The sequence below is a fragment of the Clostridium sp. UBA1056 genome, from assembly GCA_002316385.1.
Classification (GTDB): Bacteria; Bacillota; Clostridia; order Clostridiales; family Clostridiaceae; genus Clostridium_J.
Map to the genome: position 1 here is coordinate 1 of DCDL01000003.1, position 14,928 is coordinate 14,928.

At 28.9% G+C, this 14,928-nt stretch carries 12 protein-coding genes and 3 tRNA genes; 11 read left to right on the plus strand and 4 right to left on the minus strand.

The window, feature by feature from the left end; translation table 11 throughout:
* Positions 1-122 precede the first annotated feature (122 nt).
* The 4 genes from B3W71_RS00975 to sfsA all read left to right on the plus strand — a co-directional run bounded on the left by B3W71_RS00975 (position 123) and on the right by sfsA (position 1,434).
* Positions 123-197: transfer RNA gene (locus B3W71_RS00975), tRNA-Gly, on the plus strand.
* Between the two features lie 4 nt (positions 198-201).
* Positions 202-275 (plus strand) — tRNA-Gly (locus B3W71_RS00980).
* Positions 276-281: 6 nt separating this feature from the next.
* Positions 282-357 (plus strand) — tRNA-His (locus B3W71_RS00985).
* Between the two features lie 378 nt (positions 358-735).
* On the plus strand, positions 736-1,434 hold the full coding sequence (sfsA, locus tag B3W71_RS00990; RefSeq protein WP_346887077.1) for a DNA/RNA nuclease SfsA: 699 nt from the start codon (positions 736-738) through the stop codon (positions 1,432-1,434).
* A gap of 358 nt (positions 1,435-1,792) precedes the next feature.
* On the opposite strand, the gene B3W71_RS00995 is transcribed toward sfsA, so the two are convergent.
* Positions 1,793-2,134, minus strand: coding sequence for a hypothetical protein (locus B3W71_RS00995; RefSeq protein ID WP_346887078.1), 342 nt, complete (start codon positions 2,132-2,134; stop codon positions 1,793-1,795).
* Positions 2,135-2,136: 2 nt separating this feature from the next.
* Complete coding sequence (locus tag B3W71_RS01000; RefSeq protein ID WP_346887079.1) at positions 2,137-3,393, minus strand: DUF1576 domain-containing protein; 1,257 nt, start codon at positions 3,391-3,393, stop codon at positions 2,137-2,139.
* A 231-nt stretch (positions 3,394-3,624) separates the two neighbouring features.
* Here B3W71_RS01000 and B3W71_RS01005 point away from each other — a divergent pair, with 231 nt between their 5' ends.
* From B3W71_RS01005 to B3W71_RS01025, 5 genes are all read left to right on the plus strand, one after another.
* Positions 3,625-3,801, plus strand: a complete 177-nt coding sequence (locus tag B3W71_RS01005) for a hypothetical protein (RefSeq protein ID WP_346887080.1) — start codon at positions 3,625-3,627, stop codon at positions 3,799-3,801.
* A gap of 426 nt (positions 3,802-4,227) precedes the next feature.
* Positions 4,228-5,304 carry an alanine--glyoxylate aminotransferase family protein gene (locus B3W71_RS01010; RefSeq protein WP_346887081.1) on the plus strand — a complete coding sequence of 359 codons (1,077 nt, stop codon included), beginning with the start codon at positions 4,228-4,230 and terminating at the stop codon, positions 5,302-5,304.
* Positions 5,305-5,454: 150 nt separating this feature from the next.
* On the plus strand, positions 5,455-6,366 hold the full coding sequence (locus tag B3W71_RS01015) for a D-2-hydroxyacid dehydrogenase (RefSeq protein ID WP_346887082.1): 912 nt from the start codon (positions 5,455-5,457) through the stop codon (positions 6,364-6,366).
* A gap of 25 nt (positions 6,367-6,391) precedes the next feature.
* Positions 6,392-7,636 (plus strand): DUF1015 domain-containing protein, encoded by a 1,245-nt coding sequence (locus tag B3W71_RS01020; RefSeq protein ID WP_346887083.1) that lies wholly within the window; start codon positions 6,392-6,394, stop codon positions 7,634-7,636.
* 291 nt (positions 7,637-7,927) lie between these two features.
* Entirely contained in the window at positions 7,928-8,686 is a 759-nt protein-coding gene (locus B3W71_RS01025) for a tRNA threonylcarbamoyladenosine dehydratase (protein WP_346887084.1), read from the plus strand.
* A gap of 123 nt (positions 8,687-8,809) precedes the next feature.
* On the opposite strand, the gene B3W71_RS01030 is transcribed toward B3W71_RS01025, so the two are convergent.
* The gene (locus B3W71_RS01030; RefSeq protein ID WP_346887085.1) at positions 8,810-10,165 is read right to left on the minus strand and encodes a M20 family metallopeptidase; all 1,356 of its coding nucleotides are present in this window, start codon (positions 10,163-10,165) and stop codon (positions 8,810-8,812) included.
* A gap of 257 nt (positions 10,166-10,422) precedes the next feature.
* Entirely contained in the window at positions 10,423-11,616 is a 1,194-nt protein-coding gene (locus B3W71_RS01035) for an SAM-dependent methyltransferase (RefSeq protein ID WP_346887086.1), read from the minus strand.
* Positions 11,617-11,909: 293 nt separating this feature from the next.
* Here B3W71_RS01035 and B3W71_RS01040 point away from each other — a divergent pair, with 293 nt between their 5' ends.
* Together B3W71_RS01040 and B3W71_RS01045 are read left to right on the plus strand one after the other, a co-directional pair.
* A complete protein-coding gene (locus tag B3W71_RS01040) occupies positions 11,910-13,094 on the plus strand; it encodes an MFS transporter (RefSeq protein WP_346887087.1) in 1,185 nt (394 codons plus the stop codon).
* The gene (locus B3W71_RS01045) at positions 13,084-14,022 is read left to right on the plus strand and encodes a GNAT family protein (RefSeq protein ID WP_346887088.1); all 939 of its coding nucleotides are present in this window, start codon (positions 13,084-13,086) and stop codon (positions 14,020-14,022) included. Before B3W71_RS01040 ends, B3W71_RS01045 begins: the two co-directional genes overlap by 11 nt.
* Positions 14,023-14,928: the final 906 nt, after the last annotated feature.

Here is a 14,928-nt window from a genome sequence, read left to right on the forward strand (position 1 = left end):
CGATCCCCCGGTGAGCCACCAATATGATAAATTAATATACTGAATTAGATATGGGCTAAGTTAGATAAGCACAGATATTGTTATTCAGTTATTTTTATGTATAAAAAGAAGTTTTTAATTATGCGGGAGTGGCTCAGTGGTAGAGCGTCACCTTGCCAAGGTGAACGTCGCGAGTTCGAATCTCGTCTTCCGCTCCAATACGCGGGTGTAACTCAATGGTAGAGTGCTAGCCTTCCAAGCTAGTTACGAGGGTTCGATTCCCTTCACCCGCTCCAAATATGGTGGACGTAGTTCAGTTGGTAGAGCGCCAGATTGTGGTTCTGGTTGTCGTGGGTTCGAGTCCCATCGTCCACCCCAGAAAATATAGATAGAAAAACCTTCTGTTTGTGAAAACGGGAGGTTTTTTATGATATAATAAAATATTATGGTTATGATATTTTATTATATATTTATTGGAAAGAAGAATTTATATGAAAATATTTAATAAAACAAGACAAAAAATCAAATGGTAGGTCTATTATAAATAATCTGATCATTACATACTACTTTTTATATTAAATTTATTTCAATGTAGTATAACTAAATAAAGTTGTGGATAAAAGCTTATAAATTTATATAAGCAATAGCATATTAGAATTATAAGTGGATAAATTTTAAAGAGGGTTACTCATATGTGGATAAATATTATTAAATAAAAGCGTATCATAAGCTTTAGATAAGTATGGAGGATAAACGATGATATTTGATAAAGAAACTAAAGTTGTCGAATTCGTGAGAAGGCCTAATAGGTTTCAGGGATATGTGATTATAGATGGTAAAGAAGAATTAGTTCATGTACCTAATACAGGAAGATGTAGAGAGATTCTGATTCCTGGGTGTAGGGTTTTAATAAGAGCGGAGAATGGAGTTAATAGAAAGACTAGATTTAGCTTAATTGGTGGATATAAGAATGGAAAGCTAATAAATATAGATTCTCAAGCTCCAAACAAAATAGTGGAAGAAGCATTAATAAATAAGAAGATTAATGGCTTAGAAAGCTATACAACTATATGTAGGGAGAAAACCTTTGGTAATAGTAGATTTGATTTTAAGTTAACTAATGATAACGGAGAGGAATATTTCTTAGAAGTTAAGGGTGTAACTTTAGAGGAAGATGGACATAGTATGTTTCCAGATGCACCTACAGATAGAGGTCGTAAGCATCTCTTAGAGTTAATAGAAGTTAAAAACTCGGGTAAAGGTGCAGGAGTCCTATTTTTAATTCAGATGGAGAATATAATTACATTTAGACCTAATGAAAAAATGGATAAAGCTTTTTCTGATGCTTTGAGATTTGCTAAGAGTAATGGTGTTGATGTATTTGCTTATGAGTGTAATGTGGGTGAGAACTTTATAGAGCTTAATAATCCTGTAGAAGTATTGTTATCTATTTAACTCTATAATAGAAGATATTAATACTATTTAAAATTCAAAATCTATAAGTGGCATCAATATGATAATATATTATTGTAATCAGATATTTAAATAATTTCTAAAACATAATATTTTCCTTTTCATTGCTCAACGTATATGTTGGGCTCTTTTAAAGATATTTTATTTATATAGAAAATTAATTAAAGATTTTGATAAAAGGTGGAACTATATGTTTTACATGTTTGCTGGAGCCATTGGAGTAGCCCTATTAGCTAAAGATATAAAGAGATAAATTAATATTCAAAAAAAATAATGTATAGACAACAAAGTTTACCTATACTTATTTTTTCATAATACAATTTGTAAAACTATTAGAATACTATTTTAGTCTAGTTAAATTAATTTTTAATACATTATCAGTATAATTCACATCAACTGAATCTGTCATCATTCCAACTAAGCTCAGCTCAGAAGTAAAGTCATCATCGCCATTAAGAGCCCAATAATATTCTTCAATATCTTGTCTCCTTGGCATATTTAGTTGATTAATCAAATCTTTAAGAGTTTTTTCACTAATATCAGGATTTACACTGGTAAAACTGATATAGGTAATATCACCCTTAGTATTAAAATCTATGTGTAGGTCACTACAGCCAATTCTAACTAAGTAGCTAGTTAGCTCACTAAGTATTTTTATATTTCTTTGACGTAAGTGTTTCATAATTAATATTCCTTTCTAAATGCAGAAATTAATGGTAGTAAGAACATACATACAAGGCCTCCAGAGAAACCATTATTATATAGAATCATTCCACCATGTAAGTATGTAATATTCATTACTAAGCAAGCATGTAAAACTCCTGCAATTACTCCCCATAGCCATCCAAAAGAACCTGCAATTGGAGCTAATGTTGTACCAAAGAGTAGACTTAGGATAACACTAGGTGAGTTTATTTTCCAAATGTTAAAGAAGGTACATAATATTATACCAAGCATTATAGGAATTATATTTTTTAGATGCTTACCAAAGGCTCCAAACCCAACAATAGTTAATATACCACCTAAAGTAGGACCATTCAAGTCACCATTTACTAGAACTACTAAAAACATTGAAAATAGACCTAGGATACCCATATTTATCAAAGTGATACCCTCACCAAAAATAAGATAAAAATCTGTAAGTAATCTACCAGAGTGTCTCATGATTTTTAAAGTATTCTTAAAGGTATTACCATTATAGTGAAAACCTAAAATTATCATAGTTAAAAAAATTATCGAAAATAATATCATAAAAGGAACATTGTTGCCTGTAGACCATATAAGTCTACTTTGAAAGTCAATTCCAAAAGCTCTAAGTAAAGACATTAATATTGTACCAATCAGCCCTGCAGCTAAACCTACATTATAAAGGCTATATCCTTGGTGTATTCTCATACAAGCAGAAGCTAAAGGTGGAAGCAAAAATCCTATTATAATGCTAACAAGAATACCAGTTAGAATAGAGATATAGATGGGAACAGTATTAGCACCTACAAGTTGAATTAGAGCTGGAGATAAAGTGGTTCCAAAAAGGGCAGTAACTATATAATTAGAAAAGCTTTCTTTCTGGAATCTAGAATATAACCAAATACCAAATATGATTGGCCAGATATTTAAAATGTTTTTACCGAATAGAGAAAAACCACTTACTGTAAATACACCTGCAATTATGGTTCCAGAAGGTTTAACGTTTAAGAAAATTAGCATGGTAATATAGACTATAATTAAAAGTGCACAGTTTATAAAAGTGGCACCAACACCGCCGATTTCCATGTAATCTGTTATGAGGATATCTGGATTTAAGATTATATTTCTTAAACCTAGTACTATTTCACTTGGTGAATTAAAAAGAAAAGATACTATTATCAATATTCCACTAAGACATAAGAATAGCTTGTATGGAAGTGGAATTTTAGCGGTAAAGTCTTTTATAATAATCAACTCCTTTGAATTTATTTACACCTGAAAAATAAAGGTGTATATTTTAAATATACATAAGGCTTTACTTATATATTATATCAATTTTTATTAGCTATAAATATAGTATTTATATTACAATTATATTAATTATAGGTAGAGGTTTAAGGTATACTTAATATTATTTTATAAATTAGTTTATTTATGTAGATCAAATAATAATACAATATTTGAAAATGAAAAGAGGAAATAAAAATGGTAATGGATATAGTAGTTTATAATTGTGAAAAATGTCCTGACTTTAAGCAAAATAAGTGTGATGGAAAAGAAGTTAACTGTATGTGTAAAAAGTGTCCTAGAAATTTAGGTCAATGCTTAACAGTAAGATATTGTAGAGAGACTGAGTCTGTTTTAGATTGTTTTGATTATTAATTTTAGGGGTAGTAGGTATAAAATAGGGAAGAGTGCAAAAGATATATTATTATGATGTATAGTGAGTGTTAAATTAATTGTATTTAATGAGATTAAAAGTAGAATTGCTCAAAACTGTTCATTCCATAATGAGATATCATATTATCCAGATAAAATACTTATACAGATAGAAAAAAGTTGTAATAATTGCTCTATCTTTGTAAGATTATGCTGTGATAAAGATGTATCTGATAGGATATATGAAAATATTAGATTAAATTAAGGATTATATTCCCAGAATGTTTATAGAAATTTAAATTGTAATAATATATCCCAATATTTAATCTAATATAGTTGAGAAAGCTATAGAAAAATGTTAAAATGTAATTGATTTCAATTCAAATATTGGAAATGATAAAGTTTACATTTATTTTAGGAGGGTTAATCATGCACAAGAGATTATTTATACCAGGTCCAGTAGATGTGGCACCAGATGTATTAGAAAAAATGGCTACACCTATGATAGGACACAGAAGCAAAGAGGCATCAAGAGTACAAAGACAAATTAGTGATTACATGAGAGTTATCTTCAATACAAAGGAAGAAATATTACTTTCAACTACTTCTGGTAGTGGACTTATGGAAGGTGCTATACGTTCATGCACAGCTAAAAGAGCTGCAGTTTTTGCTGTAGGTGCTTTTGGTAAGAGATGGTATGAAATGGCTGTAGCTAACAATGTACCAGCTGACTTATATGAAGTTGAATGGGGTCAACCAACAACTCCAGAACAAGTAGATGAAGTTTTAGCAACTGGAAAATATGACTTAATAACAGTTACTCACAATGAAACTTCAACTGGTGTTATGAACCCACTAGATGAAATAGCTAAAGTAGTAAAAAAATATCCAGATGTTGTATTCTGCTTAGATACTGTAAGCTCAGCTGCAGGAACAGAATTAAAAGTAGATGAATGGGGAGTTGACATCTGTATAACATCGACTCAAAAAGCTATAGGACTTCCTCCAGGAATGTCAATGTGTACTTTCTCTAAGAAAGCTATAGAGAGAGCTAAACAAGTTCCACATAGGGGAATATACTTAGATCTTTTAGGATTATATGAATACATTCAAAAGAAAGACTATCAATATCCTTCAACACCTTCATTATCTCACATGTTTGCATTAGAATATCAACTTGATAAGATAATAAACAAAGAAGGTCTTGAAAATAGATATGCAAGACATATAGCAGGTGGAGAAATTGTTAGAGCATGGGCTAGAAAATACTTTGAAATATTACCAGATGAAAGATATATGTCTAACACTTTAACTAACATAAAGAATACTAGAAATATTGATGTTGCAGCTTTAAATAAAGCTCTAGGAGAAAGAGGATATCAAATTTCTAATGGATATGGAAAGTTAAAAGACAAGACTTTCAGAATAGCTCATATGGCAGAAACTACTCCAGCAGAAATTGAAGAGTTATTAAAGAACATTAATGAAATATTAGGACTTGAATAATAAACATAAACAATTAAGAAGGGGTAATTCCCTTCTTAATTTTCAATTAATAATATAGATTTAGTAGGTATACGTTTATTACTTATACTAAATAAAGCTAATCATTAGATAATTAATTATAAATTAATTTTATTTTAGGAGGGTATAATCATGATAAGAGTATTAGTTACTGACGGCATGGAAAAAAGTGGAGTACAGGCATTAAAGGATAATGGATATGAAGTTATAGAAAAATTCTATGAGCCTGAGGAATTAGGAGTAGCTTTACAAAACTTTGATGTAGTAGTAGTAAGAAGTGCTACAAAGGTTAGACAACCAATAATAGATAAAGCTTGTGAAACAGGAAGATTAAAATTAGTAATCCGTGGTGGAGTAGGTGTAGATAACATAGATGTAGCATATGCTACTGAAAAAGGAATAAGAGTTGCTAACACTCCTAACTCTAGTAGTGCATCAGTTGCAGAACTTGCACTAGCTCATATGTTTGCAGTTTCTAGATTTGTAAGTACTGCAAATGTTACTATGAGAGAAGGAAAATGGGAAAAGAAAAAATATGAAGGTATTGAGTTAAGCGGAAAAACTTTAGGATTAATAGGATTCGGAAGAATTTCTAAATGCCTAGCTGAAAAAGCTGAAGTATTAGGAATGAAAATTATGTACACAGACATCCTTGGTAAAGCTGAAGGATATGATAAATATGAATTTGGTACTTTAGAAGAAGTATTAGCTAATTCTGATTATGTATCGCTTCACATACCATTTATAAAAGAGCAAGGTGCTACAATTAGCAAATCTCAACTTGATATGATGAAAGATGGAGCTATACTAATTAACTGTGCTAGAGGTGGAGTTGTAGATGAAGCAGCTTTACTTGAAGCTTTAAATAACGGAAAACTAAGAGGTGCAGGTATTGACGTATTCGAAGTTGAACCAACTAAGAATGAAGAATTAGTTAACCATCCAAGAGTATCAGTTACACCACACATAGGTGCAGCTACAGTAGAAGCTCAAACAAGAATAGGTGAAGAAATAGTTCAAACTATATTTGATTTCTTTAAATAATATTAATTACGTAGGAGGAAATAATATGGCAGTTGTAAGACCTTTTAAAGGCATAAGACCAACAAAAGAGTTAGTTGATAAAGTAGCAGCTCTTCCTTATGATGTTATGAACACAGAAGAAGCAAGGGAAATGGTTAAAGGAAATCCTTACTCTTTCTTACATGTTGATAAGGCTCAAATTGATTTACCAGTAGAAACTAATCAATATGATGAAATAGTTTATAAAACAGCTAGAAAAACTTTAGACAAAATGAGAGAAGATGGAACTTATATTCAAGATAATGCTCCAAGCATGTATATTTATAGACAAATCATGGATGGAAGAGTTCAAACTGGTATAGTTGGATGTACTTCTATAGATGATTATATGAACGATATAATCAAAAAGCATGAACATACTAGAGCGGAAAAAGAGCAAGATAGAATTAATCACGTTGACTATTGTAATGCAAATACAGGTCCAATATTCTTAACATACAAGAATGTAGGAGAAATCGATGAAATAGTTGCTACATGGACTGCTAAAGATCCAGAATACAACTTTGTTTCTGAAGATGGAATATCTCACATTGTATGGGGTATAGATGACGCTGAAACTGTAAAGAGATTAGAAGAGTTATTTAAATCTGTTAAATATCTTTATATAGCTGATGGTCACCACAGAGCAGCTTCTGCTGTAAAAGTTGGTAAAATGAGAAGAGAAGCAAATCCTAACTACACAGGCGAAGAAGAATTCAACTTCTTCCTATCAGTTATATTCCCAGCAGATGATTTATATGTAATGGATTATAATAGAGTAGTAAAAGATTTAAACGGAAATTCTAGCGAAGAGTTCTTAAAGAAAGCTGCTGAGAAGTTCTCAGTAGAAGAGTATAAAGGAGAAGGACAATACAGACCAGAAGGAAAAGGTCATTTTGGAATGTATTTAGATAATAAGTGGTATAAGTTAACTGCTCTAGATGGAACTTATGATTCAAAAGATCCAGTTAAGAGTTTAGATGTATCTATACTACAAGAAAACCTTCTAAGACCAATACTTGCTATAGAAGATCCAAGAACGAGTGATAGAATAGATTTTGTTGGTGGAATAAGAGGTCTTAAAGAGCTTGAAAGAAGAGTAGCTGAAGGCATGAAGGTTGCTTTCTCTATGAACCCAACAAGCATAGAAGAGCTTATGAACATTGCTGATGCTGGAGAAGTTATGCCTCCTAAATCAACTTGGTTTGAACCAAAATTAAGAAGTGGAATATTTGTTCACGAATTAAGCTAAGGTAAATTAAAGGTAAAACTTATTTATATCTTATCTAAATAAAAGGCTAAACCCTAAGAAAGTAATTATACTTTTTAGAGTTTAGCTTTTTTTAGTTTAAAAAGGTTCAGTGTGATCTGGAGAATATTTTATATAAATACATAAATACATAGTTGAATTATATTAGTAAAGAATATAAAATTGATATGTTCAAGTAATAAAAATTTACGTGTTTATTTATAATTTGAGATGATTAGTTAAAAATATCTTTAAGGTTATATAATAAATACCACATATTAAGGAGATGCAAAAATGTTACAACATTCATTATCAAGAACAGAGTTGTTAATAGGAAAAGATGGTTTAAATAAATTAAGAGATAGTAAAGTTATAGTATTTGGAATAGGTGGAGTAGGAAGTTTTACAGTGGAAGCTTTAGTAAGAGCAGGCGTTGGAACTATTGTTTTAGTTGATGATGATACTATTTGTTTAACTAATCTAAATAGACAAATTCATGCAACCTATGATACTGTAGGAAAAGTAAAGGTTGAAGCTATGAAAGATAGGGTTCTTTCGATTAATAAAAAGTGTAATGTTATAACTCATCAAGTTTTTGTTACTAAAGAAAATATTCCAGAAATAATTACTGATGATATCGACTATGTAGTAGATGCTATAGATACTGTATCAGCTAAAATTGCGCTAGTAGAGTATTGTAATGAAAAAGGTATAAAAATAATGTGTTCTATGGGAACAGGAAATAAATTTGATCCTACACAATTTAAAATTGTAGATATATATGATACTAAAGTATGTCCACTTGCTAAAGTTATGAGATATGAACTTAGAAAAAGAGATATTAAATCTCTTAAAGTAGTTTATTCTGAAGAAATACCTACAAAGCCAAAGCAAGAAGATGTGGTTACTTGTAAAACAGGATGTGTGTGTACAGGTGGAAGCAAAAAATGTGCAATAAAAAGGCAGATACCAGGTAGTATATCTTTTGTACCACCAGTAGCAGGAATGATAATTGGTGGAGAAGTAATAAATGACTTACTTAAAGAAGTTTAACCATAAACAATATAGTATAAAGCTAATATAAAAATTATATATTCAAAATTTATAGTTTTAAGCTATATAAAAAATCCGTCAAGTATTTTAATATTGACGGATTTTAATTATAAATAAATATATTTACTTAACTAATTTGTATAATGCTAAAGCGTAAATCTCTGTAGCTTTAACTAAATCATGCATAGTTATAAATTCATTAGGCTGATGTTCTGTTTTTTCTGATGTAGGGAATACCATACCAAAGGCTACACAGTTATCTATGGCTCTAGCATAAGTAGCTCCACCAGATGATTCAGGTACTCCATTATATCCAGTTTCCTCATCATATACTTCCTTTAATGTTTTAATTAAGAAATGATCAGCAGGAACATATATAGAATCCATCCAATCAAATTCATTATATTCTAAACCATATTCTAAAGCTTTTTCCTTTATAGGATTAACTATATCTTCTTTTTTATAAGTAACAGGAATCCTAATATCTAAAGAGATAGTTTCTGTATCTTCATTTAAATCAATTTTACCTACATTTACAGTTAGTTTGCCAGATACATCTTCACAGGTAGGTACTAGATTTTTAATAGCAACATCTTCTCCAATAACATTAGCTATGAATTTTATTGAGTTAGAAGTAGAGCCCATTTTCTCTAAAGCTATAGCAAGTCTAGAAATGGCATTTATACCTTCAGCACTATCTGCAGAGTGAACACCTTTTCCAATTACTGAAATAGAGTTTTCATTTAAGGTATATTTATAATTTAAACTATCTAATATATCTTTTAAAGAATTGATTTCTTCAGAAGTTTCTGTGTAGGTAGCATTGTCAGGGACTGAGTTAAATGCATTTCCAGCACTTAGAATTAAATCAGAACTTTTTTTGCAAGTTAAAGTTGATTGAAGTAAGCCCTTTTCTGCATTTATACAGAAGAACTCACTATCAGGAGTTATTCCCATAGTAGGAATTTCTTCACCATTCTCTTTATACTTATTAATACCTCTCCAAAGATTTTCTTCGTCAGTTCCAAATATAAATCTTATTCTTTTATTAAATTTTATTCCTAAGTCTAATAAAGCTTTTACTGCATATATACAAGCTATAGTAGGTCCTTTATCATCTTGAGTTCCTCTTCCATATATTTTATCATCAACTATGGTTAATTCATATGGAGGGTATGTCCAAGAGTTTAAATCTCCCTCAGGAACTACATCTAAGTGGCCTAAAACTCCAACTAATTCTTCACCTTCACCAACTTCTGCATAGCCATAATAACCATCCTTATCATAGTAAGTTTTGAAACCTAAAGATTCACATAGTTTTAAAGTGCTTTTTAGACAATCATCTATATTTTTACCAAATACATAATTAGGATCATCTTCATCTATAACGCTTCTAAAACTTACAGCTTCCTTTATAGATTCTATGAGCTCAGGTATTAACTCGTTGACTCTTCCTTTTATTTCTTCTTTTTTTACCATGAGACTATCCCCTTTCATTTTAGACAAGCTTTATATATTGTTAATATATATGAAGTTAAGGATAATATATCCTATAGTTTAAATTAAGCATAGATAATAAGATATGTCAACATAGGTGCATTAATGCAGTTAATAGCAATATATGGTTATTGATTAATCCATATATTAAATAATAAATTTTTACTAGGAAAAAAGAACTTAAGAATTATAACTTATTAAATAATTCTTAAGTTCTTTTTATAATTAAAGGATTAATATTACCACTGATTTAAAAAATCATATAAAGCTGGATACACATTTAAGCTACTCATCATACTCATATATTCGCTCATAGCATCCATATCTTCATCCTTTTCTTTAATAGCTCTAATCATTAAATTTTTAGGCGTTTCAAGAGGTGATATATATTCTACCACAGAAACTTTATAACCCTTTGCTTTAAGCATTAAAGATCTCATACCATCGGTTAATATGTCAGCCATCCTTGACTTAAATACTCCATGATCAAGGATACTTTTAAATGGCGGGTATGAATATTGATTTAGTATTTCCCTATGGCAACATGGTACTGCAATTATTATATCTGACTCAATTTTTATTCCTAGAGCTAATGCCATATCTGTTGCAGTATCACAAGCATGTAGAGAGATCACCACATTTATTTTCTTATCAGGATTATAATCTTTTATATCAACAGCATGAAATTCCATGTTTCTATATCCAAGGTTTTTAGCCATATTTTTAGAGGTATCTATTACAGTTTCTGAATAATCTAAACCAATAAAATGACATTTTCGCTTTTTAACCTCAGTTAAATAGTAGTTTAGAACAAAGGATAAGTAGGATTTGCCACATCCACAATCTAATATATTAATAACTTTATTTTTAGGAAGTTCATCTAGTATACCTTCAAGTAGTTCAACATAATGATCTATTTGATTATATTTTCTTATTTTATCATTTTTTATTTTACCTTCTTTGCTCATAATACCTATTTCTTTTAATAGATTATCAGCTTCACCTACTTTTATATAGTAATTACGGTTTAGTAAGGTTGAAGTACTAACATTATGCATGGTTTCTTTATTTATTTTATTATCTTCGTTAGTGAAATTTGAATTACCTACATCAATAGTCTTCATAGTTACATTTTTATTGTCTGCAGTTATTAGAAGGACTTCTCCTCTTTCACTATATGTAAGGGATAAACCCTCATAGTTTAAGCATTGTTCAAGTATATTATGAAAGAAATTTTCTATAGATAGTTTCTTTGTAACACCATTAAAGTTATAAGTTAGTTCTGCACCATTTAAAGTAGCTTCACCTTTAAAAGACTTTAAACCAGATACGAATTCTACATTGATATGCTTAAAAATTGATATGTTTTCATTAAATCTATTTTGTAATCCCATAAAAAATAGATTAAGTTTATTTATATTGTTCTTATTCATAGTTACACCTTCTTTATATATTAATTAATAAATTAAAGCTATATAGTAGTTTATTTTTATAATTATAATGATTGAAAATATTAGAGCAGTTTAAGTATATATAAATTAAGAAAATTTATATCCTATTATTCATAATGTTAAGTATAACAAAAGGAATAATTCTAGTGAAGAAGAAATAATTTATAATGAAAAAAACTAATGATATTGCTTCGATGGTATGAAAAATAACGAATTCAATCCAATAAAATATATGTTAATTATGATATAATATCATTGGAAAAGGAGTGAGATTGTTGAAAAAAAACAAAAGCCTTGCCATAACAATATTTATATTTATTATTATGGCCGTAATTGCCATAGTCGATAACACTAAGGGAATATTTGTCCCTGTATTTAAGGAGACTTTTAATACTAATAATACAAGTATGGGCATGCTTTTATCAGTATGTTCTTTAGGATACATAATATTTACTTATGTAGGTGGGATACTATGTGAAAAGTTTGGACAGAGAAAGGTAATTGGTGCTGGACTTTTTACTATTGTATCATCTGTCTTAGTAGTAGCTTTTTCTAAAACTTATACAATACTATTAATTGGGATGTTCTTAATAAATGTTGGTATTGCGTTTGTGATGATTGGAGTAAATACTCTAATACCAGTATTATTTATTACCTTTCAAGCAATAATGATGAATTCAGCTCATTGTTTTTATGGATTTGGATCTACTGTAGGACAATTTGCAATTGGAAGTCTTCTAGATAATGGAATAGATTGGAGAAATATATTCTTTGGGATAGCTATGATTTTTATTGCAGTATTAATAATATTTTTCTTTATAAAAATTCCTAAATTTAATATTACTAAAGAAGAAAGTAAAGTTAATATATCACTAGCTTTTAAAGAAAAGTATATGTATATATATGCCATAGGACTAGGAACATATGTATTTGCAGAGATGGGGATGTCTAATTGGATAGTTAATTTTCTAATGGAAAGCTATAACTTTACTAGTAGTAGAGGAGCTATGTTCTTGTCAGCATTTTTCTTTTTACTTACAATAGGAAGATTACTAGGTGGGTTTGTAGCTGAAAAATTAGGTTACTTACAAGCAGTTTTATATTCTTTAACAGTTGCAGTTATATTATTAGTAATTGCTTTAAGTGTTGGACATAGTGCTCTTATCTTAATATGCATAGCAGGGTTATTTTTTGCAATAGCGTATCCTACAGTAGTAGCTACTATTGGTAAAGTTTTTAAAGACAATAGTTCATATATTACGGGGTTAATTCTAACATTATCAAGCACTATAAGTATGATTTTAAATCTGCTCATGGGAAGATTAAATGATATTATAGGTACAACAAAAACCTTTTATTTAATACCAATAAGCTTAAGTATTTCTATATTATTTATATTCTTAATATATAGAGGAAACTATAATGTTTTCAAAATGGGAGGTAATAAAGTTGAGCAGTGAAAGAGCAGTAAGTATTAATAATGCGACTTATGAATCAAATAAGTATATAATAAGAGATTCATCTGGAATTACAGTAGGAAGATTTGTAATCTTGGATTTAGATGATGATAATAAAGTTGTAATAATAAAATTGAAGTTTTATAAAAGTGGAAAAGATGCTAATAAAACATTACAAGATGCCATAAAGTTAATGTTAAACAATTTAATAAAAAACAAAGGTTTTCATAAAGTAAATATTATATGTGATGAAAAAATAAGTTTAACTCCCTTTACAAACTTAGGATTTCAATTGGAAGGCTATATATCAGATAGTATTATAGCAAAGTTTAAATATGAAGGTAGCTTGTTATTTGGAATAGTAGAAGAAGAATTTTATAATAATTCATATAAGAAAGAGCTAGCAATTCAGGGAGATAGAATAAGCATAAGAGTTCTCAATGCTGAAGATGCTGGAATACTATTAGATTATTATACAAGAAATAAAAACTTTCTATCTAAATTTGAACCACACAGAGATGAAAGCTTTTATACAATAGAAGTTCAAAAGCAATCACTAATAGAAAATTATAAAGAGTTTATTAAAGGGGAAGGAGCTCACTTTGGTATATATAAAGATGAGAAAATGATAGGAAGAATACGAATATATAATATAGTACAAGGTGTATTTAAGAGTGCATTTATAGGATATTCTATGGATGAACAATACCAGGGGAATGGATATATGAAAGAAGCTGTTAGTCTAGTTGTAGGATATGCTTATGAAGATTTAGGACTTCATAGAATAGAAGCTACAACTTTAGTAGATAATGAAAAATCACAAAGAGTTCTAAAGTCATGTGGATTTAGCGAACTAGGTGTGTGCAAAGAATATCTACACATAAATGGAAAATGGAGAGATCATGTTATATTTTATAGGAATAATAAATAAGTATATATAAGTTCTAACAAATAAAATTCATTAATACTCCATAGTATAATCTAGGATTGAAAACAAATTTAATGTATAAACTTTATTAAAACCTATATATTAACTACAGGCAAATAAATTTAGTTAATATATAACTTATTATGGAGTTGTCTTAAAATAAGCTAAATTTTAAATTGATGTTGAAAATGCACTTATATATTAAAATACATGCTCAACATTTCATAGAGTTTAGTGAATTATTTTAGGACATCTCTATTTTTATTTAATGAATACCAATAACTATAATAGTAGTTCTAATGTCTTTCATCTATAATTAGAAAAAAATCTTTTGATTATTTAATTTAGTAAATGTAGCATATCATGTTAGTAAGTATATAGTCCCTATACAGAAAATCACTTGAGATACTACTGACTGTAGGGAAATTTTAACTATAAAAATATATAAATATTTATATATAGAACTATTTAAAAAGTTAAATAGTTCTATATATAGCTTTTTAACTTTTTAAATAGTTGCTTCATTCATGTAATGTGAAGAGTATTATCATTTAAATAATTGCATTAAAGATATTAAAAGATAAAGAAGTAATAGGTGTATTGTTAGTACTTTTAACTAGCACAATGAGTTAAATACAATAGAAAATTAAATAATTAGATTAAATTAAAGAATACTTTTCCTAGTGTATCAATATTAGAAAAACATAGTATTTTATTGAAAATAAAAGATATATAAATATAATTTCATATAGAGATTATATTATATGGTTTGTGTAATGACAAATCATGATAAGATAATCCATGTCGCTAAGAGATGCGGCAACAAACAACAAAAACTTAAGAAAAAACTTCTTAAAAAAAGTTGTTGACAGATAAGAAATTATCTAGTAGAATAGTAAGAGTCGTCGG

Coding starts and splice junctions, on each gene's coding strand:
- sfsA (WP_346887077.1), top strand. CDS start 736: ATGATATTTGATAAAGAAACTAAAGTTGTCGAATTCGTGAGAAGGCCT.
- B3W71_RS00995 (WP_346887078.1), bottom strand. CDS start 2,134: ATGAAACACTTACGTCAAAGAAATATAAAAATACTTAGTGAGCTAACT.
- B3W71_RS01005 (WP_346887080.1), top strand. CDS start 3,625: ATGGTAATGGATATAGTAGTTTATAATTGTGAAAAATGTCCTGACTTT.
- B3W71_RS01010 (WP_346887081.1), top strand. CDS start 4,228: ATGCACAAGAGATTATTTATACCAGGTCCAGTAGATGTGGCACCAGAT.
- B3W71_RS01015 (WP_346887082.1), top strand. CDS start 5,455: ATGATAAGAGTATTAGTTACTGACGGCATGGAAAAAAGTGGAGTACAG.
- B3W71_RS01020 (WP_346887083.1), top strand. CDS start 6,392: ATGGCAGTTGTAAGACCTTTTAAAGGCATAAGACCAACAAAAGAGTTA.
- B3W71_RS01025 (WP_346887084.1), top strand. CDS start 7,928: ATGTTACAACATTCATTATCAAGAACAGAGTTGTTAATAGGAAAAGAT.
- B3W71_RS01030 (WP_346887085.1), bottom strand. CDS start 10,165: ATGGTAAAAAAAGAAGAAATAAAAGGAAGAGTCAACGAGTTAATACCT.
- B3W71_RS01035 (WP_346887086.1), bottom strand. CDS start 11,616: ATGAATAAGAACAATATAAATAAACTTAATCTATTTTTTATGGGATTA.